Annotated in this window: 21 protein-coding genes, 1 pseudogene and 1 riboswitch; of the genes and pseudogenes, 5 read left to right on the forward strand and 17 right to left on the reverse strand. The window is 40.1% G+C overall.

The features are described 5' to 3' along the window. Positions 1-8: 8 nt before the first annotated feature. The 9 genes from rseP to PRK60_RS05270 all read right to left on the reverse strand — a co-directional run bounded on the left by rseP (position 9) and on the right by PRK60_RS05270 (position 7,369). Positions 9-1,286 carry an RIP metalloprotease RseP gene (gene rseP, locus PRK60_RS05230; RefSeq protein ID WP_273645726.1) on the reverse strand — a complete coding sequence of 426 codons (1,278 nt, stop codon included), beginning with the start codon at positions 1,284-1,286 and terminating at the stop codon, positions 9-11. Positions 1,287-1,308: 22 nt separating this feature from the next. Then, positions 1,309-2,094: a phosphatidate cytidylyltransferase gene (locus tag PRK60_RS05235; protein ID WP_102168721.1), complete on the reverse strand. Its 786-nt coding sequence runs from the start codon at positions 2,092-2,094 to the stop codon at positions 1,309-1,311. A gap of 17 nt (positions 2,095-2,111) precedes the next feature. Continuing rightward, entirely contained in the window at positions 2,112-2,879 is a 768-nt protein-coding gene (locus PRK60_RS05240; protein ID WP_273645727.1) for an isoprenyl transferase, read from the reverse strand. 156 nt (positions 2,880-3,035) lie between these two features. Beyond that, a complete protein-coding gene (gene frr, locus PRK60_RS05245; protein WP_102168723.1) occupies positions 3,036-3,596 on the reverse strand; it encodes a ribosome recycling factor in 561 nt (186 codons plus the stop codon). A gap of 3 nt (positions 3,597-3,599) precedes the next feature. After that, a complete protein-coding gene (gene pyrH, locus PRK60_RS05250) occupies positions 3,600-4,322 on the reverse strand; it encodes a UMP kinase (RefSeq protein ID WP_273645728.1) in 723 nt (240 codons plus the stop codon). Positions 4,323-4,398: 76 nt separating this feature from the next. Then, positions 4,399-5,274, reverse strand: a complete 876-nt coding sequence (tsf, locus tag PRK60_RS05255) for a translation elongation factor Ts (protein WP_124031402.1) — start codon at positions 5,272-5,274, stop codon at positions 4,399-4,401. 111 nt (positions 5,275-5,385) lie between these two features. Further along, entirely contained in the window at positions 5,386-6,171 is a 786-nt protein-coding gene (gene rpsB / locus PRK60_RS05260) for a 30S ribosomal protein S2 (RefSeq protein WP_102168726.1), read from the reverse strand. A gap of 174 nt (positions 6,172-6,345) precedes the next feature. Then, positions 6,346-6,618 (reverse strand): GIY-YIG nuclease family protein, encoded by a 273-nt coding sequence (locus tag PRK60_RS05265; RefSeq protein ID WP_225415963.1) that lies wholly within the window; start codon positions 6,616-6,618, stop codon positions 6,346-6,348. Beyond that, complete coding sequence (locus PRK60_RS05270; RefSeq protein WP_102168728.1) at positions 6,608-7,369, reverse strand: tRNA1(Val) (adenine(37)-N6)-methyltransferase; 762 nt, start codon at positions 7,367-7,369, stop codon at positions 6,608-6,610. Before PRK60_RS05270 ends, PRK60_RS05265 begins: the two co-directional genes overlap by 11 nt. Before the next feature lie 88 nt (positions 7,370-7,457). Here PRK60_RS05270 and PRK60_RS05275 point away from each other — a divergent pair, with 88 nt between their 5' ends. Further along, positions 7,458-8,096, forward strand: a complete 639-nt coding sequence (locus PRK60_RS05275; RefSeq protein ID WP_273645729.1) for a lysophospholipid acyltransferase family protein — start codon at positions 7,458-7,460, stop codon at positions 8,094-8,096. 47 nt (positions 8,097-8,143) lie between these two features. On the opposite strand, the gene PRK60_RS05280 is transcribed toward PRK60_RS05275, so the two are convergent. Together PRK60_RS05280 and PRK60_RS05285 are read right to left on the reverse strand one after the other, a co-directional pair. After that, positions 8,144-8,368, reverse strand: coding sequence for a YneF family protein (locus PRK60_RS05280; RefSeq protein ID WP_003716917.1), 225 nt, complete (start codon positions 8,366-8,368; stop codon positions 8,144-8,146). 74 nt (positions 8,369-8,442) lie between these two features. Further along, complete coding sequence (locus PRK60_RS05285) at positions 8,443-8,694, reverse strand: DUF896 domain-containing protein (RefSeq protein WP_003716916.1); 252 nt, start codon at positions 8,692-8,694, stop codon at positions 8,443-8,445. 173 nt (positions 8,695-8,867) lie between these two features. Between PRK60_RS05285 and lexA the strand changes: the two genes are divergently transcribed. Further along, complete coding sequence (gene lexA / locus PRK60_RS05290; protein ID WP_102168730.1) at positions 8,868-9,500, forward strand: transcriptional repressor LexA; 633 nt, start codon at positions 8,868-8,870, stop codon at positions 9,498-9,500. 59 nt (positions 9,501-9,559) lie between these two features. Here the strand turns inward: lexA and cytX are convergent, their stop codons facing one another. The 4 genes from cytX to PRK60_RS05310 all read right to left on the reverse strand — a co-directional run bounded on the left by cytX (position 9,560) and on the right by PRK60_RS05310 (position 13,929). After that, complete coding sequence (gene cytX, locus PRK60_RS05295) at positions 9,560-10,720, reverse strand: putative hydroxymethylpyrimidine transporter CytX (RefSeq protein ID WP_102168741.1); 1,161 nt, start codon at positions 10,718-10,720, stop codon at positions 9,560-9,562. A gap of 81 nt (positions 10,721-10,801) precedes the next feature. Then, positions 10,802-10,909, reverse strand: a riboswitch (TPP riboswitch). A 15-nt stretch (positions 10,910-10,924) separates the two neighbouring features. Next, entirely contained in the window at positions 10,925-12,085 is a 1,161-nt protein-coding gene (locus PRK60_RS05300) for a hydroxymethylglutaryl-CoA synthase (protein ID WP_273645730.1), read from the reverse strand. Further along, positions 12,085-12,771, reverse strand: a complete 687-nt coding sequence (locus tag PRK60_RS05305; RefSeq protein WP_102168732.1) for a ribonuclease H family protein — start codon at positions 12,769-12,771, stop codon at positions 12,085-12,087. Before PRK60_RS05305 ends, PRK60_RS05300 begins: the two co-directional genes overlap by 1 nt. A gap of 102 nt (positions 12,772-12,873) precedes the next feature. Then, positions 12,874-13,929 carry a dipeptide epimerase gene (locus tag PRK60_RS05310; protein ID WP_273645731.1) on the reverse strand — a complete coding sequence of 352 codons (1,056 nt, stop codon included), beginning with the start codon at positions 13,927-13,929 and terminating at the stop codon, positions 12,874-12,876. A 48-nt stretch (positions 13,930-13,977) separates the two neighbouring features. On the opposite strand from PRK60_RS05310, the gene PRK60_RS05315 reads away from it, so the two are divergent. Next, a complete protein-coding gene (locus PRK60_RS05315) occupies positions 13,978-14,385 on the forward strand; it encodes a hypothetical protein (RefSeq protein WP_102168734.1) in 408 nt (135 codons plus the stop codon). Positions 14,386-14,454: 69 nt separating this feature from the next. Continuing rightward, complete coding sequence (locus PRK60_RS05320) at positions 14,455-15,336, forward strand: aldo/keto reductase (protein ID WP_273645732.1); 882 nt, start codon at positions 14,455-14,457, stop codon at positions 15,334-15,336. A 65-nt stretch (positions 15,337-15,401) separates the two neighbouring features. Here the strand turns inward: PRK60_RS05320 and PRK60_RS05325 are convergent. Both PRK60_RS05325 and PRK60_RS05330 read right to left on the reverse strand, forming a co-directional pair. After that, positions 15,402-16,916: pseudogene (locus PRK60_RS05325) on the reverse strand (YfcC family protein). An 8-nt stretch (positions 16,917-16,924) separates the two neighbouring features. After that, positions 16,925-18,079, reverse strand: a complete 1,155-nt coding sequence (locus PRK60_RS05330) for an ArgE/DapE family deacylase (RefSeq protein WP_273645733.1) — start codon at positions 18,077-18,079, stop codon at positions 16,925-16,927. A gap of 327 nt (positions 18,080-18,406) precedes the next feature. Between PRK60_RS05330 and PRK60_RS05335 the strand changes: the two genes are divergently transcribed. Next, a complete protein-coding gene (locus PRK60_RS05335) occupies positions 18,407-19,144 on the forward strand; it encodes a glucose 1-dehydrogenase (RefSeq protein WP_148444536.1) in 738 nt (245 codons plus the stop codon). The last annotated feature ends 30 nt before the right edge of the window (positions 19,145-19,174 follow it).

The raw sequence follows: 19,174 nt of genomic DNA on the forward strand, positions 1-19,174 counted from the left end.
CTTTTCCCTTATCGAATGAAATAACGCTGAATGTCATTCCACGTAACCAAAATCATTAATACTAGCAGCAAGAAGAACCCAATCATCGTCACAATTCCCTCGGCTTTTTCTGGAATTGGGCGACGAATAATCGCCTCAATGATATTTAACAATAGTTTTCCTCCATCTAACGCCGGAATTGGTAATAGGTTAACAATTCCCAGGTTAATTGAAAGCAGTGCTAAGAAATTCAAAACACCCGTAAAGCCAAGCGACGTTGCTTGAGACGTTCCTGCATAAATAGCAACTGGTCCACCAAAATCGTTTAATGAAAAGCCGTGGGTAAACATGTGGCCGAGGACACTAAAGATTAATGTACCTGCTTGAACAAACCGTTGCCAACCAAAATTAAGCCGTGCTGAGAAACTTTTATCCGTTTCTTCAAGAATCCCAATTTGACCAACTTTCTGACCTGACTGTTTAACTGTTTTGGGAACCATTGTGGTGGTGTGCTGTTTTCCCTGGTGTTCATAAGTTACGGTAATCTTTTTCCCTGGATGACTAGAAATGGCAGTTGATAAATCTGTCCAATCTTTAATTTTAATATTGTTGACTTGCTTAATTCGATCACCGCTTACGAGACCTGCTCGAGCAGCAACTGAATTAGCATTAACATGTCCGATCTTATTACTATTCACCGGAACTCCTCCGCTTAAGAGGAAGCCGAGAATAATAAAGACAACAAGGGACAAAATAAAGTTATTCATTGGGCCAGCAAAATTTGTCATCATCCGTGCTGATAAGCTAGCTGAATTAAATTGAACATCTTTAGGTGCAATTTGAACAACTGTTCCATCATGCTCAGTAATTAAAGCATCATGAGCAACATTGTAAACTTTCAAGTCGTTCTCATCACCATTGACATATCCCTTAATCCATAAATCGTTAACTAAATCAGAATCAACAATTTGAAGCGGGATCCCTTGAAACAATGTTGTCTTTTGACTTGCATTAATATTAGTGACTTGATCCTGATCATTAAGCTGAATAGTTACTGGAGTTCCTGGACGTAATTCATCTTCGTCCTCATCATCCGCACCAGCAAGACGAACATACCCCCCTAATGGCAAGATCCGAATCGTATATGTCGTGCCACCAGACTGTTTCCACCAAATTTTAGGACCCATTCCAATTGAAAATTCACGGACCAGGATCCCTGCTCGCTTTGCGAAATAATAGTGACCAAATTCATGGACTAAGACCAGTATTCCGAAAACGATTATAAAGGTGATGATTGTTATTATCACAAAATCCCCTCTTCTTTCAGAACTAAATAATACCTAAGAGGTGCATCATTGGCATAACGATTAGCATACTATCAAACCGGTCAAGGATCCCACCATGTCCTGGTAAAATTTTTCCAGAATCCTTTACGCCATAGAACCGCTTAAGTGATGATTCAATCAAATCACCAAACTGGCCCATAATTGACAGAATTAACGTTAGGCAAACCATTGGAATGAAGGATCCACCAACCGGAATAAAGTATAAGTAAATGGCAATCAGAATTGTGGCAGAAACGGTTCCGCCAATTGATCCTTCCCAGGTCTTGTTTGGACTAATCTTAGGTGCTAATTTATTTTTCCCAATTTTTCTTCCGATTAAGTATGCCCCACTGTCGGTAATCCAAACAATCAGCATCCCGTATAGTAAGGTTTGGAAGTTAACTGCCCGTGCTTCAACAAAGTAGCGAAAACCTAATCCAATGTAAAGCATTGCTAAGGTTAGCACACCGGCATCATCAAAAGTGAACCGTTGTTTTCTAATAACCGTATGTAATAGTAACAAAATTACCAAGAAATAGAATGCAAACCACCGTGTTGCAACACTTGGTAAGAAGTCTAACCAGCTATCAGGTAAGATCAATAGCGCAACTCCAAGATAAGAAACAATTGCCTCAAACGAAATCAGGAACATTCGTTTCATTGCTAAGATCTCACTCATAGCAACGATCCCAAGTACAATTGCGGCAATTGTTAATGGCCAGTGACCATAAACTATTAACGGAATGAAGATTGCTAGACCAACAACAGCTGTTATTATCCGTGTTTTCAATATTATTCTCCCCAAACTTAGTTATTTTTTAAGCCACCATAGCGACGGTGACGTCCCTGAAATTTTACAATAGCATCTTCTAATGAATGCCGATCAAAATCAGGCCAGTAAACATCAGTAAATTCTAACTCACTATAAGCAATTTGCCAGAGCATAAAATTACTAATCCGTTCCTCACCACTTGTCCTAATAAGAAGATCGGGATCTGCTAACTTATCTAGGTCTGCTGTCATCATATTTTGAGACAGTAACTGTTCGTCAATTTGATCAACACTAATCTCTTTAGCAGCCACTTTCTTTGCAATTTGTTGGGTTGCCCGGATGATTTCATCACGACTGCCATAGTTTAAGGCAAAGTTTAGAATCATCTCGTTACAATCAGCCGTATCAGCAATTGCGTCATTAACTGCTTTTTGAGTTCCTTGAGGTAATTTAGTAATGTCACCCATCACCATCACCCGAACATTATGCTTAACTAAATCTGGAACAAAAGTTGAAAAGAACTTGATTGGTAGTTGCATCAAATAACTTACTTCACTCGAAGGTCGTTTCCAATTCTCGGTAGAAAAAGCGTAGAGTGATAGAACCTTTACCCCTAATTCACTAGCAGCGATCGTTACATTTTTTACGGTCTGCATTCCCTGTTTATGGCCTGCAACACGTGGCAAATGACGCTCTTGAGCCCAGCGACCGTTTCCATCCATAATAATCGCAATATGGTCAGGAATTCGGTTTGGGTCTAACTTCGCATTACTAGTCGAGGATCCTTCTTTTTTGCCAAACAAAATAGTTCCTCCAGACAAAATTTTGTGTTTAAAGTAAAAACTACTTGTCAATTATAAATGTATTAGGGAGAAAAGCCAACCCCAACCAAAAAAAGGGCGAGAATGAACTAGCTTCCTAATTCATTTTCCCACTCTTAATTAGTAATTGAGACTAATCTAGCCCATTAATTCTTTTTCCTTATCAGCAGCAATATTTTCAAGGTTCTTAATCCCGTTGTCGGTCTCGGTTTGAACCTTCTTTTCAAGATCATGAAATTCATCATCATTGAAATCGCCGTCTTTGTTACCCTTCTTCAAGTCATCCATCGCTTCACGACGAACATTTCGAACAGCAACCTTGGCCTTTTCAAGTTCAGCCTTAACATCCTTAACAAGCTCTTTTCGCCGTTCTTCAGTTAATTGTGGAATCAAAATCCGAATTGCTGAACCATCATTTTGTGGTGTTAAGCCAAGATTTGCAGCATAAATTGCTTTTTCAATGTTATCTAATGAGCTTTCATCATATGGAGTAACAAGTAATTGACGTGCTTCAGGAATTGTAATTGATGCCACCTGGTTAAGTGGTGTTGGAGCACCATAGTAATCTACTTTCACACCATTAAGCAGACTAGCATTTGCTCGTCCTGCACGAATATCAGCTAAAGTCCGACGTAATGCATCTCCAGACTTTGCCATTTTGTCCTTTGCTTCATTTAAAATTTGTTTACCTGTAGCCATAGGTTAATCCCCCTCAATCGTGGTTCCAACTTCTTGTCCCTTAACAACCTTCATAATATTTCCGGGAGTATTTAGGTTAAATACAACTAATGGAATATGATTATCCATAGAAAGTGAACTTGCGGTGGTATCCATAACATGGAGATTCTTTTCAATCAGATCCATGTGAGTTAAATGATCAAACTTAACCGCGCTAGCATCCTTATTTGGATCAGCATTATAAACACCATCAACGCCGTTCTTTCCCATTAAGATAGCATCTGCATTAATTTCAGCTGCGCGTAATGCAGCAGTAGTATCAGTTGAGAAGTATGGGCTTCCTGTACCACCAGCAAAAATCACAATTCGGTCCTTTTCAAGATGGCGAATAGCCTTCCGTCGAATATATGGTTCCGCAATTTGACGCATTTCAATAGAAGTTTGGACCCGGGTTGGAACATCAAGTGATTCCAAGGCATCTTGAAGAGATAGCGCATTCATAATAGTTGCTAACATTCCAATGTAGTCAGCCTGGGCACGTTCCATACCGAGTTCAGCCCCGGTAACGCCACGCCACATATTTCCACCACCAACAACGATAGCAATTTGAACCCCTAATTCATGAACTTCTTTTAATTCCTTGGCAACATCTTTAAGTACTGGTGGATTAATCCCAAAACTTTTTTCACCGGCTAGAGCTTCCCCACTGAGCTTTAAAATGACACGATTGTATTTAATGTCTGACATAAACCTGCCTCCTAATGGTAATGTTTTCAAAAAAAGGCGCACTTCAAAGAGTACGCACTTTTTAGCCGAACGTTGTTTAGTTCATTTGGTCCTTAACTTCTTGAGCAAAGTCATCTTGCTTCTTTTCGATTCCTTCACCAACTTCGTAACGAATAAATGACTTCAACTTACCATCGTTAGCAGAAACAAATTCTGCAACAGTTTGGTCTGGGTTCTTAACAAAGTCTTGGTCGGCCAAGCAAATTTGTGAAAGGAACTTGTTCAAACGACCTTCAACGATCTTGTCAACGATCTTAGCAGGCTTACCTTCATTTAAGGTTTCTTCCTTGAAGACTTCACGTTCGTGATCAAGACGATCTTGAGATACATCATCACGAGTCATGAATTCAGGGTTGATAGCAGCAACGTGCATGGCAACATCCTTAGCTGCATCTTCATTTCCACCTTCAAGAACAACAAGAGCAGCGATTTGGCCACCTTGGTGAAGGTATGCACCAAAACTGTCGTTATCGTTCTTTTCAACAACTGCAAAACGACGAAGACTGATCTTTTCACCGGTCTTTTGAGTAGTGCTGATCAAGTCATCATTTAAAGTGCCGTTTTCGGTCTTCATAGCAAGCGCTTCTTCCACGTTTGCAGGCTTGTTTTCGCTGATTAACTTAGTAACCTTCTTCAGTAAGTCCTTGAATGGGTCACTTGCAGCAACGAAGTCAGTTTCTGAGTTTAATTCAACGATAGCAGCGGTATTACCACTAACAGCAATGTCAGCTAACCCTTCGGCAGCAACACGATCACTCTTCTTAGCAGCTTTGGCAATACCCTTTTCACGTAAGTAGTCCATTGCCTTATCCATGTCACCATCACTAGCAACTAATGCCTTCTTGGCATCCATGATACCGGCACCAGATTTCTTACGTAATTCCATAACTTGAGCAGCTTTAATTTCAGCCATGATTAGATCTCTCCTTCGTTTAACTTTTTAATAAAAAAGGCTATTTGGTACTCAGGCCACAATGGTCCGTACGCAAACAGCCCAAGTATTTAATACTTAATTATCGTTTAATTACTTGCCTTCAACGCTGTCCTTAAGATTCTTCAATGAATCTTCAGAAACTTCTTCATGTTCTTCAGTTGCGTCGTTAGCATCAGCTTGCTTGTTGTCATCTTGACCTTGCTTACCTTCGATAACAGCATCAGCCATCTTGGAAGTGATAAGACGAACGGCACGAATAGCATCATCGTTTGATGGAATTACGTAATCGATGTCGTCAGGGTCAGTGTTGGTATCAACCATAGCAACGATTGGAATGTGAAGCTTTTGAGCTTCCTTAACAGCAATTTGTTCCTTGTGTGGGTCCACGATGAACATTACATCAGGGATCTTTGGCATATCTTCAATACCACCTAAGAAACGTTCAAGCTTTTCGCGTTGCTTAGTCAAAACAGCAACTTCCTTCTTTGGAAGAACATCAAAAGTGCCGTCTTCAGACATCTTCTTCAATTCCTTCAAACGAGCAATCCGTGACTGAATAGTCTTCCAGTTAGTCAAGGTACCACCTAACCAACGGTGGTTAACGTAGTATTGACCTGCACGAGTAGCTTCTTCTTCAATTGCATCTTGAGCTTGCTTCTTAGTACCAACAAAAAGAACAACACCACCATCAGCAGCAACATCCTTCATGTAGTTGTAAGCAGTATCGATTAACTTAACAGTCTTTTGTAAGTCAATGATGTAGATACCGTTACGTTCAGTAAAGATGTATTCTTCCATCTTTGGGTTCCAACGGCGAGTTTGGTGACCGAAGTGAACACCGGCTTCAAGCAATTGCTTCATAGTAACAACAGACATAAAATATGTACCTCCAAAATGTTTTTTCCTCCCCAATAATCATCTGGCAGTCAAACTAAAATAGCACATTAACCACCATCCTATTGGGTGTGAAATTGGCGTTTAACACCGAAATATAGTATACAAAAAAGCATCTCATCTGACAAGCATTTATCCTTAACTTAATGAATTAATTTAAATCTTGATTCCTCTTACATGAAGGTAGCGTTCCTTTTGTCGTCTGCTTTGGTGCTTAAAATGGTATTCAGCACTTAACGCCTTATGCTTTGTTGGGTATTCGCACCAATACATCAATCGGAGCGGGTGGCGTGATTTTACACGAGTATATTTAGCTCCCTTATAAGACTGATGGGTATTGAATCGTTGTTGTACGTTAGTGGTAAAGCCACAATAAAGGCTTTTGTCTGCACAATGAAGGACATATATATAATAATGTTTACTTTTTATCTCCATATAATAACTGTTGCACCTCGGGTCCGTATTCACCATTGGGTTGATTAACCACTAATGGCGGGACAATTCGGATTCCCCCGTTTCCCCCATCTTTTATTACTTCAATCAAGACAATATTAGCTTCCCGATCCGGTTTGGGATGAATAAAGCGAATCCGCTTGGGCGCAAGACGATGACTGGTTAATTCAGTCAAGATTTCTGCTAAGCGATCCGGTCTATGAACTAAGTATCCCCGACCATTCATTTTCAATAAGCCACTCATCTTTTCTACAACCATTGTCAAATTAGTTGTGATTTCATGCCGTGCAATTGCTAAAGCTCGATTAGGGTTCTTTTGACTATGTTCGTTATTGGGGAAATATGGCGGATTGCACAGGACAATATCCGCAGAATCCTTGGGAATTTGATTGTAAATATCTTTAATATCCATATTCAAAACATCATAACGTTCCTCAAGACGGTTCAGCTTAATTGTCCGTTCCGCCATATCAGCAATTGGCCTCTGCAACTCGACCTCTGTAAAATGACCACCAAGCTTATTATGCAGGAAGAGGCCAATCGCACCATTACCAGCACAAAGATCAATGATGTTCGCCTGACGCTTCTTATTTGGGCGAACAAAGTCAGCTAGAAGAACAGCGTCAAGAGAAAAAGCAAAGCAATGGGGATTCTGAATGATTTGGACATCCTGACTATATAATTGGTCAATTCGTTCGTCTGCCTTCAATAAATTTTCGTCATCCATTTATTATTCACCTCTTTTAGACTTGCAAGGAATTACTTTTTTAGTCATAATAATGCCAGTTATTATACAGATTAGATTGGATGATTTTATGTTATATTCATTTCTCGTTGCCATTGTTCAACCATTCTTAAACCTAATCAATGGCAAAGCAAAAATTTATAATAAGGAAAACATACCTGACGGCAATTATATCATTGTTGCTCCCCATCGAACATGGATGGATCCAGTTTTAATTGCCCTCGCAATCTACCCCAAGAAATTTAGCTTTATGGCAAAGAAGGAGTTATTCAAGAACCCAATTGCTGCCTACTTTTTAAAAAAGTTAAACGCCTTCCCGGTTGACCGCAAACATCCTGGTCCTTCAGCAATAAAAAAGCCGGTACAAATCTTACGAAAAACAGATCTATCAACAATTATTTTTCCATCAGGCTCCCGCTATTCCAGTAAATTAAAGGGTGGAGCAACATTAATTGCTAAATTAGCAAACGTTCCGCTGGTTCCTGTGGTCTACCAAGGGCCACTCAAATTTAGTGAATTGTTTAAACGGCATTCCCGTCACATTACCTTTGGAAAGCCAATTTATATTGACCGGAAGAACAAACTTGACGAGGAAAGCCAAGCTAAGTTAGAGAGCGAAATGCAGCAATCATTTGATGAGCTAGATCACCAAATCAATCCTAACTATAAATACATCATGCCGCCTAAACCAAAAGACGATGATTTCTAAATAAAAAAGAAACCGGAAATAAAATTCCAGTTTCTTTTTTTATTTAATTACTTGTTTGCTTTTTTGGCTTGTGCCTTCATGGTTTGCATCATTTGATGTAACTTTCGACTAGATGGCTTTTGGCCCATTTGCAACATCATCGTCCGCAACATTTCTTCACTAATAGGTGGATTATTGCGGAGATAGTTTTCCATGTAACGACGAGCACCAAAGAAACCGCCAACTAAACCGATTAGTAAGGCGAGGATTACCAATGAAATTGTTAATGCCACAACTACTTTCCTCCTTTTTTAGTTACTGTTCAATAGTACACGAAAGTAGTCGAATTGAAAAGGGCTAAACAAGGTTAATCATCACGTAATCCCTTTTTCCGTTGAATTTCACGAACCTTTTCCGGAGTAACCTCTTTACCATTATCATCAAAGATTCGCATCATTTCGATATTACTCCGCATTGCTTCACGGAAGTTCTTAAGATACTCTTTCCGTAGTTTTGCCCGTTCCTTAGTTTCAGCCTCTGTTAACCCTTCTTCTTTATTTTTATGGGCAAGCTCGTTAATTCGCTTTAATAATTTTTCTTGGTCTGTAGATTCAGCCATAATTATCTCCTCGCATTCCAAATATCCTTAATTTAACTATTTACTTCGATCTTAGCTAACTTAATAATTATTTTCAAGATATGTACTAACTTCTTCGCGAACGTACGTTTGAAAGTTGACGATTACTATGGTATTCTAAGATTAATAATAATCTAGCCAAATGAGGTGTCAAAATGGCAAAAGTAGCAAGTCAAAAACAAATTGCCGTATTAAGTTGCATTTATAAACACGTTAAGGATCACGGGTATCCACCAACAGTCCGTGAAATCTGTGGAACTGTTGGCCTTTCCTCAACCTCTACTGTCCATTCTCACCTAAATAATCTAATCAAGGAAGGTTACCTACAAAAGGATCCTTCCAAGCCGCGAGCACTTGAGATTACTAAACAGGGATTAGATCTCTTAGGAATTGAACCAGAGCAAAAAGAGATCCCAATGATCGGTGTTGTTACCGCAGGACAGCCTATCTTAGCAGTAGAAGACACCACAGATTATTTTCCCCTACCACCTTCAATTAAAGATGCATCTGGATTATTCATGTTAAAAATTCACGGTACTAGCATGATCAAAGCCGGAATTCTTGATGGTGATGACGTAATTGTTCGTAAGCAATCAACCGCTAAAGATGGTGAGATTGTGATTGCAATGACAAGTGATAATGAAGCTACTTGCAAACGGTTCTATAAAGAGCCAGAGAATCACCGATTCCGCCTTCAACCTGAGAACGATGCAATGGCGCCTATTTATCTGGATAACGTTACTATTCTTGGCAAGGTTATTGGTCTATACCGTGACCACATTTTCTAAACTTCCCTTTAATTAGCAATGTTTCTTTATTGAGGGTAGGAATGAACTAATAATTTTGTTCATTCCTGCCTTTTTTTGTGATCGACAATCCACACCAAAAAGATCACAATTAAAATATCGGGCAACGTATTTCCTACGGGAAGATCTACTAACATTAAGCAGCGGTATACTATAAAACCAATTAGCCATAAGATAAAATGATTCCAACTAATCCAGCGATCCTTATTGTCAAGCCGAAGAACAAAGCGATCCATAATCTGAATGGCAATCATCGGGGTAAAGACTGAGCTAATGATATAAAGGAAGTTACTAAAATTATCCATCGGCAAAATAATTGCACCAGCACTTCCAATAACGGTTACAATAATCGCCGTTAAACGTGAGGACCACTTAACCTTTAATGTTTGCGCAGATACTCCTGCAGAATAAGCATCCATAAACGTGGTTGTAACCGTTGAGAGGAGAACAATAATTAATCCGCTAATTCCAACACCAGCACCGACCATTATTTTGGCAATATCTGTCTGCCCGGTTAATAGAGTTGAGCCAAGACCAATAATTGCCATCCAACAGCTAATGACACCATAAGTGAACGCACTAACTCCACTCGCTTGGATCGGTTTTTGGGCAACAGAAGTATAATCAGAAATTAAAGGAAGCCAGGATAGGGGCATTGAAACGGCCAATTCTAATCCTTGCCCAAATGATAGTGTCCCCAAGTGGCTATTAACATGTGGCTCTGCAAAAATTAAATAGCACAACCAAATCGTCAAAAGTAATAAAGCAGTTAAAGCAATGGTGTTCAGCCATCTTAAGCGACGAATCCCGATAATTAACCACACTATAATTAGGAATCCAATCAATCCGCACCATAATGGTTGGCCTAACTTCCAAAGGCCATTAGCCGCCAGCGATCCATCATAAATCATGATTCCCGTCCAGCCAATCAGTTGTAAAACATTTAGACTAGCAAAAAAGATTCCACCAAATTGGCCAAAACTGATTTTTACCGATTCCATCGCACTAATCCGCAACTGGCCACCGATTATTCCAGCAAGGAAAAGCAACCCACAGCCAATTAAATGACCTAAGATAATGGCTGTTATTCCTTTAACCATTCCCAATGGCGCTAAGTAAGTTCCTGTCAAAATCTCTGCAATTGATATTCCCGCGCCGCACCAAATCATTCCATTTTCTACCAGTGATGTCTTATGTTGCATCAGTTTCACCATCCTTTTATTGATTAGCGAAACTTGATCTTGATAAAGAAAAATCGACCAGGCACCTACCTGATCGATTCTAAAATTCTTAACTGAATTCCCTCCGTTGGCATTATCCAAATCAGGTCCCATGGGTCGAAGATCACATCTTCCTCTCAGCCTGTTATACAAGCTCCCCGTTTGTGTTAATTATATTGTAACACTTTATTTCTTTTCCTGATAAATCCGTTTGTGTTCCTTTTGACCCTTTAATATAAACGGTGCTGGATCTGATTGCCAATCTAATTCAACATCATCCGGGTTCATCCCCAGTTGTGAATTGAACTGCTTCTCATATTCAGCAATTGAAACCTGATGATGATTTGCTAGATCATCCTTAACGTCACTCAAGTATTTTTCAAAGTGAGGCTGAAGAATCCCACTGTAGAATTCACCTTCTGCTCCGGAACCGTAACTAAAGAGACCAATCCGGTCCCCAGGATTAACTTGACCATTTTGTAAGAGTGACATTACTCCAAGGTAAAGTGAACCAGTATAGAGGTTTCCTACCTCACGACAGTACTTTTGACTTGCGGTCAGCTGCTCACGCAATTTATTAGCAACCGGTGATTGATTGTCCTTGAGAAGCGCCTCCAATGCCTTCTTCCCCATCTTGGTAAATGGCAAGTGGAAAGTTAAGGCAGCAAAATCATCTAATTGGCGTCCGGTCATTTGTTGATAGCGTTGCCAGCATTGGAGGAAAAAGTCAATGTAAACATTAGTCGAGTATTTGCCATCCACATGTGCTTCGGTTGCGTAAAGCGGCCGCCAAAAATCCATAACATCCTTTGTATATGAAACCGTAGTATCCTCAAGAGCCAAGATGTGAGGGTCAGCAGAAATCAACATTGCGACTGCCCCAGCTCCTTGGGTAACCTCACCAGGTGTTTTCAACCCATAACGAGCAATATCAGCTGCAATTACTAAGACTGTCGACTGAGGATTCATCGCAACTAATCCCTTAGCAAACTGAATCCCTGCCGTTGCTGAATAACAGGCTTCCTTTAATTCAACTGCACGGGTAAAATCATCCAGTTCCAAAAGATGTTTGATATAAATGGCACTTGCCTTAGAATTATCAATCCCCGATTCAGTAGCTACAATCACAGTGGAAAGATGTTTTTTGTCATCTTCGGATAATAGCTTCTTGGCTGCTGCTGCTCCCAAAGTGACAATATCTTGAGTTGGTGGAACAACTGCCTGCCGATCCTGACCAATTCCAATCGTGTACTTATCAGGCTCATCTCCCCGTTCACGAGCTAACTCGCGTAAATCAATATACTCGTCAGTAGTTGCAAATGCCATCTTATCAATTCCAATTTTCATTATTCTTCCCCCATTTGATCCATTGTTTGGTTTAATAAGTGATCAACAATAACATTGCCTTGGTTGTTTGCATGTCCCTTAGTCCATTGAAAATGTAGCTGCTTAAACTGTGGTAGTAATTGAATAACCTCTTGCCACAACTCTTGATTAGCCACCGGTGAACCAGTGCTTGTTTTCCACCCCCGATGTTGCCAACCATTCAACCAATTCTTCATGATCGGGTCTAGGACATAGTGTGAGTCAAGAACTGCAATAATTGGGTCCTCTTGTTTTTGGTTCTTTACTAAAATCTGGAGAGCATTCCGGAGCGCCATTAATTCCATCCGATTATTCGTCGCGCCAAACTCACCACCAGTCTTGGTAAATTGCTGACTACCTTTACTGATCAGCAATGCCCAAGCCGCTTTATCTGTTTGCTTAACGTGCTGCCCCGGCTTATTACCGTGATTGCGTGAACCACCATCTGTATACAGGTAAATGATATTTGGATCATTTAGCTTACCATCATGATCTTTATCTTTTGTTTGACTTTTATCATCGCCAGCAAGCCATTCTCTAGCTAACGACTTACTGGAAAAGCTCTTATACACCGCACCCGGATAACCATTAATTTCCTGCTGACATTCTGGCCAGGTAAGATAAATTCCTGGGTGCCGCCCCTTCCTAACTGCATATACTTTACTCATGTCTAACCTCGAAAAAAATAATACATTAATTATAACGAATTTAGACGTAATGTGGAAAATGAAAAATCCCAGCATCATAAAATAATGCCAGGAAATTTAAAATTACACGTGCCATAAATGGATTCCAACCCGCTTAAGGCCGCCCAAATCGAGATCATTCTTAATCATATAAACTGAGTCAAGATCAATAAAGTAAACATTAGCGTGAGCATTAGCAAAGGCTACCGCAGCCGCAATACTTTCAGGAGCCTCAATCATACTACCAACCATGCACGGAATTCCTGCACTTTCACACAACTGATTAATCTTAGTTGCTTCGTAGATTCCTCCACACTTCATTAATTTAATATTAACATAATCTGTTGCTCCCGCTTTAATTACCCGTAAGGCATCCGCTGGTGTAAATACACTTTCATCCAACATTAACGGAATGGTTGATTGCTGACGGAGCAGCGCTAACTCACGCAACTGATTTGCTGGAAGCGGCTGCTCAATAAAATCAAGGTTTAGATTCGCGTCAGCTAGCATGTTGAAAGCTCGCAAGGCTTGCTTATAACTCCACCCTTGATTAACATCAAGGCGTAATGTAACGTCCGATCCGACAGCTTGAGCAATTTGCTTAACACTCTCCACATTCTCATCAATGGAATGGTCGCCAAGTTTAATCTTTAATGCAGTAAACCCACGTTGAACCGCCTTCTTTGCCTGCTCCACCATTTCAGTTGGCTTACCAATGCTGATAGTATAGTCGGTCGCCATTGATTGTTTACTCCCACCAAGCAAATGGTTAAGTGACACGTGGTAAATTTGAGTTAACAAGTCATAAATTGCGATATCAACCGCGGCCTTTGCTGGTCCGTTTGCTACTACAGCAGTATGCAATCGTTTCATCAGGGGTTCAACATTAGCCAAAGAAGAGTTAATTAGTCGTGGTGCAATTACCTCTTCAATAATTATCTTAAGAGTGTCAATATTATCACCCGTAACCATTTCATTTGGAGTTGCGGCACCGATACCAACTAGCCCATTTTTCAATCTTATCTTCACCCTGATTGCATGGATTGCATTAACCGTATGGAGATGAGTAATAAATGGTCGCTCCAGAGGTATCTTGATCATTTCAGTCGTTATTTTAGAAATCGTTAATTCATCTTTCATCAAAAGCACCTCACACTTTGCCACTTTCAAGTCACTAAGGAGTCCATTATGCATAAAAAAGCGTTCATTATTTTATTGGTCTTATCTTTTAGTCTAATCCTAAATATTGGCAATGCAAATGCTAAGCAACAACCTTTAAGAAGGATCAATCAGCAGCTTACTGATAACCTTGAAGAGCATCAGGAATATGCCGACAGTGATCCGGGTAATTATGATTATGCAAAATATATTCAGCGAATTTATTATCTTAATCGCAAAACAATTATCATTCAGGTCAAGCCAGGTTTTCAAGAAATGACCAAAAATGACAAGACAAGCATTAGCAATCAAGCCGCCGCTCTTACCAGATCGGTTCAGTCGACTGATTATAGTCGTCCAGAAACAATCAAAGTTAAATGCAATAAGAAAGTAATTGGCCTTAAAAAACCCGCCCAAAAGAATTATCAATGGAAATAAACCAGTTAAATATAATTCATCTTCATCACCCAGAACAATTACTGCTAAAATTAACCTGAGAAGGTGAAAATGTTGAATAAAAATCAACAAAAATTAATTAAGCTAAGTAATGGGATTGAAATGCCACAAATTGGTTTTGGGGTTTGGAAAATTCCCTTTAATCAAACCGCCAAGGTCGTTACTGACGCGATTAAAAATCATTATCGGTTAATTGATACTGCTAAACAATATGGAAATGAAGAACAGGTTGGTCAAGGAATTAAAGACTCAGGAATTGAGCGAAAGCAGCTTTTCCTTACTACCAAGATTTTTAACGGGGACCAAGGGAACTTTGATCAGCTTCGAAATGCCTTTAATGAACAATTAAGGAAGCTTGGCACCGACCATGTTGATCTCCTCCTTCTCCACTGGCCCGTATTTAATAAATATATCGAAAGCTGGCGAGCACTAGAAGCGATTTATAATGACGGACAGGCGCGGGCAATTGGGGTTTGCAACTTTGATGTTAACCACCTCCAGAATTTAATGGATCACGCTAATATCATGCCAATGGTCAACCAGATTGAGTTCAACCCACGAATTCATCAACCGGATACCGTTGCCTTCTGTCAGGATAATCACATTCAATTGGAAGCCTGGTCACCACTAGGCAATGGTCAACTACTAAATAGTCCAGTGATTGATAAGATTGCTAAGGAGCATGGGAAGTCACCAGCACAAGTGATCCTTCGCTGGGAGCTTCAGCAAGGCTTCATCGTTATCCCTAAATCAATTCATGAAGAACGGATGCGAGAAAATCGTGATGTCTATGATTTTGAATTAGACGCGGATGAAATGGAAGCAATTGCAATGCTCGATGAAGAAAAGCACTCAATCTGGTATGACAAATATAAGTGGTCTGGAAATCCAAACGGCCGTGATGATTACATTGCTAAGCCGGGCGAATTTTAGCAATTTGAATAATTAAAAGCAGACAAGGAATCGAATTGGTTGACGATCACTTGCCTGCTTTACTTTTAAAGTGCTGTTAAGATTGCGAGGTAAACACAAGTTACTAAGAATAGGAGAAGAATAAATTTATAAACCCACTTCCAATAGATCGTAATTGGGATCCGTGAAAGAGCGAGAGCACCAACCAGCATTCCAGCAGTCGGTGTAATTGCAGTAATCAATCCCGTAGCGGCCTGGTAAGAAGTAACCAATACACTCCCGTCAACGTGGGCAAACTGAGCCAACGAACCCATAATCCCCATCGTTGCTGCAGCTAATCCAGAGCTTGATGGGATCAGGAATGAGAGAATAATAAAGAATATAAAGGCTAAGATAATAAAAGCAGCTTTGGGCATTCCCGCTAAAGGAATTTCACCCCAATGAAGGATTGTTCCGGTAATCTTACCGTTATTCATAACAACCTGGATTCCCCGAGCAACCGCAACAATAATTGCAACATTCAGCAGGTCACTCATCCCACTCATAAAGGAATTAATAAATTCGGTTTCTTTAATGTGACCAACAAACATAATGACGACTGACATAAATAAGAACAGCATTGTAATTTCGTTAAAGTACCAACTACCCAATGCGGTCATATCAGCACCTAAGAAGTCGCCAAGGAACGGAATCTGGGTGAGCCATTTAGTAAAGCTTTCAAAGAATGTCCAGGACTTATTAATACTTGTCCAGGGAACTAACCCCACAATCATAATGATAAACGTTAAAGCAAAGACCCAGAGGACATGCTTTTAAACCTTGGTTAACGGTTGTGGTTTTGTCGTCCGCTGGTCAACTTCAAAGAACTTCATATCCGCTTTTCGTTGCGAATAAACTAATGATTTTGTCGGATCCTTTTTAATCTTGTCAGCATAGCGTAATACAAAAGCAATCGTTAAGGCGGTCACAATGATCAATAAGATGATCCGGGAACCGAGTCCTGATCCAGGAGAAATTTTAATGATACCAGAAGCGACCCCGGTTGAGAACGGATTAACTGTTGATGCTAAATCACCAACCCTAGTCCCGAGTAAAATAATCCCAGCAGCAACAAGTGAGTCATAGCCGACTCCCATCATGATTGGGACGATCAGCGGGAAAAATGCGAGGGTTTCTTCACCCATTCCATACGTGGAAGCACCAATTGCAAAGATAATCGTCAGCACAACAATTAACCGTTTTTCATGTCCCTTAGAATTCTCCACAATCGAACGGATACCGTCGTCCAGAGCGCCAGTCTTATTAACAACCCCCAGAAAACCACCAATAACCAGAATAAAAAGAGCAATATCAATCGCACCAGTAGTTGCCTTATCACCAATCATTCCAATAATTGGCGCCATAAAGATGTCCCAAATTCCTTACGGGTGACTAGCAACCGTGTGATAAGTACCAGAGATCATATTTCCCGCACTATTAACTTTGTATTCCCCAGCCGGTATAATCCAGGTCAAGACTGCGATTAAAGCAATCAGCAAGAAAAGAATTGTAAAGGCCGAGGGCATATGGAACCGATGCTTCTTTTCTACTTTTTTCTCCATAAGCTCACCTACTTTGTAAAGAATTCCTTAGCTACTTGTTTATAGAATTCGACTGACTTATAAAAAGTTTCAATATTCACGAATTCATCAGTTTGGTGTTGCGTATTGTTCCCTGGTCCAATTTCCGCAATTGCAAAGTCACCTTTTCCATGAAGAAATTCTGAACCATCACTTGCACCAGATTGACCGATTGCTTTTACTGGGCGATCCTTAAATATTTCACCATGAACCTTTTCCATCAGCTTAATCAATGGAGCATTCTTGTCTCCCGGCATTGCTTCTTCCGGAAAACTATAACGAATACTTAAATCATAGCCATCCTTCTGGTTCAACTTTTCTACCAGATCATTTAAGGCAGCAAAGACGACCTTATTCGGGTATTCAGGAATCGTTCGGATGTTCCCTTTAATAATTGCCTTATCAGGAACGGAATTAATCTGCGAACTACCCTGGAAAACGGATTGAACATGGGTCAGTTTACCCAGAATTGGGTTTACCTGATCAAATTGTGCCATTAACGGCTTTACTTGGGTCGCAAAATCAATTAGGTGATCAATCGCGTTAATCCCCTTTTCCGGTTGAGAACTATGGGCCTGCTTTCCTACCGAGGTAACAATATAATCAATGACTCCCTTCGACGTGTAGCCGATCTCAGTCATATCATTCCCCGGTTCAGCAATGATTAGACCAGCTAACCCATCCGCATAGCCTTCTTTGGTGAGTTGAGCCGCACCATACTCGCCCGTCTCTTCGCCAACCGTACAAAGTAACCTAATTTTCCCAGGAACTGAATTATCTTCGAGCATCTCAAGCATACTGATAATTAAAGCAGCTAACCCACTCTTCATATCAGAAGCGCCACGGCCGTACAAATTACCATCTTTTATCGTTGCTTGAAATGGATCCGTCTGCCAATCAGCTTCATCCCCAGCAGAAACTACATCCTCATGACCAGAAAAGCCCAAAATCCGGTCACCAGAACCAATTGTCACTACCAAATTATCTCGTCCTGGAGCGTATTGAATCCGATCAATCTGAACCCCCTGATCTTGATATGGGGCAAAAAGTGATTCGATATAGTCAGCGACTTCGCCCTCGTTATCGTTTACTGACTTAATACTGATCAACTTCGCTAAAATATCAATTTGCTTCTGCTTTTCCATGATGACCCCTCCTGAAAAAACATTTGCTAAGGTAACCGTTTACAATAAAATCATATCATACATCCGATATTCATATAACACTAAAATTATTTGTTATTAATGAATAATAATACACTATATTAAATATAGCAAAATAAAAATTCAATTAAATGAGTTGCTTAATATTAAAGACTTAGTCAGCAAAGGAGTTCCAACCATAAAGCCACAAGGTTAATCACCTTTTATCATCAATTAAGTTTGTTTTATCTATTACTTAGTGATAACATTAACATGTAAGCGATTACAAATAAATTAATGTTGGTTTCTATATAGAAAGGGTGTTTCTTTATGGGTGAACTAGAAGGCAAAATCGCGATTGTAACTGGTGCGGCTAAGGGGTTCGGTCTTGCAAGTACCAAGGCCTTCATTGATGAAGGAGCTAAGGTTGTCATGACTGATGTTGATGATGCTGAAGGACAAAAACAGGCTGAACAATTTGGTGATAAGGCCATTTTCATCAAGCAAGATGTTTCTGATGAATCTTCATGGCCAGAAGTATTTAAGAAAGCTGAAGAAGTTTTCGGGCCAGTGAATATTTTGCTGAATAACGCTGGAATCCTGCTGTTCGATAATGCTGAAGACGTTAAGATGGAAGACTTCCACAAGATTCTTTCCGTTGACCTTGATGGAGTTATGCTTGGTCAAAAATATGCCATCAAGCATATGAAGAAGAATGGTGGATCGATCATTAACCTTTGCTCAATCGCTGGATTAATTGGGATTCCAAACCTCTTCTCTTACAACGCTGCTAAGGGTGCCGTTCGACTAATCACTAAGTCCGCTGCCCTCTACTGCTGTGACAAGAACTATCCAATTCGGATCAACTCTGTTCACCCTGGATACGCTCATACACCAATGGTTGATGCCTACCCAGAAATACGGGCTGATTTGGAAGCATTACACCCAATGGGCCGGCTCGGTGACGCAGATGAAATTGCTAACATGTGTGTCTTCCTCGCTTCTGATCGTTCTTCATTCAGTACTGGCTCTGAATTTGTTACTGACGGGGGTTACACTGCTCAATAAAAATACATTCTTAGTTTTTAGCCATTAATA

This window comes from Limosilactobacillus portuensis, assembly GCF_028607025.1.
Taxonomy (GTDB): Bacteria; Bacillota; Bacilli; order Lactobacillales; family Lactobacillaceae; genus Limosilactobacillus; species Limosilactobacillus portuensis.

Excerpts from the sequence above, each read along its gene's own strand:
- frr (WP_102168723.1), bottom strand. The coding sequence starts at position 3,596 with ATGGCTACAGGTAAACAAATTTTAAATGAAGCAAAGGACAAAATGGCA.
- pyrH (WP_273645728.1), bottom strand. The coding sequence starts at position 4,322 with ATGTCAGACATTAAATACAATCGTGTCATTTTAAAGCTCAGTGGGGAA.
- tsf (WP_124031402.1), bottom strand. The coding sequence starts at position 5,274 with ATGGCTGAAATTAAAGCTGCTCAAGTTATGGAATTACGTAAGAAATCT.
- rpsB (WP_102168726.1), bottom strand. The coding sequence starts at position 6,171 with ATGTCTGTTGTTACTATGAAGCAATTGCTTGAAGCCGGTGTTCACTTC.
- PRK60_RS05270 (WP_102168728.1), bottom strand. The coding sequence starts at position 7,369 with ATGGATGACGAAAATTTATTGAAGGCAGACGAACGAATTGACCAATTA.
- PRK60_RS05275 (WP_273645729.1), top strand. The coding sequence starts at position 7,458 with ATGTTATATTCATTTCTCGTTGCCATTGTTCAACCATTCTTAAACCTA.
- PRK60_RS05285 (WP_003716916.1), bottom strand. The coding sequence starts at position 8,694 with ATGGCTGAATCTACAGACCAAGAAAAATTATTAAAGCGAATTAACGAG.
- lexA (WP_102168730.1), top strand. The coding sequence starts at position 8,868 with ATGGCAAAAGTAGCAAGTCAAAAACAAATTGCCGTATTAAGTTGCATT.
- cytX (WP_102168741.1), bottom strand. The coding sequence starts at position 10,720 with ATGCAACATAAGACATCACTGGTAGAAAATGGAATGATTTGGTGCGGC.
- PRK60_RS05300 (WP_273645730.1), bottom strand. The coding sequence starts at position 12,085 with ATGAAAATTGGAATTGATAAGATGGCATTTGCAACTACTGACGAGTAT.
- PRK60_RS05305 (WP_102168732.1), bottom strand. The coding sequence starts at position 12,771 with ATGAGTAAAGTATATGCAGTTAGGAAGGGGCGGCACCCAGGAATTTAT.
- PRK60_RS05310 (WP_273645731.1), bottom strand. The coding sequence starts at position 13,929 with ATGAAAGATGAATTAACGATTTCTAAAATAACGACTGAAATGATCAAG.
- PRK60_RS05315 (WP_102168734.1), top strand. The coding sequence starts at position 13,978 with ATGCATAAAAAAGCGTTCATTATTTTATTGGTCTTATCTTTTAGTCTA.
- PRK60_RS05320 (WP_273645732.1), top strand. The coding sequence starts at position 14,455 with ATGTTGAATAAAAATCAACAAAAATTAATTAAGCTAAGTAATGGGATT.
- PRK60_RS05330 (WP_273645733.1), bottom strand. The coding sequence starts at position 18,079 with ATGGAAAAGCAGAAGCAAATTGATATTTTAGCGAAGTTGATCAGTATT.
- PRK60_RS05335 (WP_148444536.1), top strand. The coding sequence starts at position 18,407 with ATGGGTGAACTAGAAGGCAAAATCGCGATTGTAACTGGTGCGGCTAAG.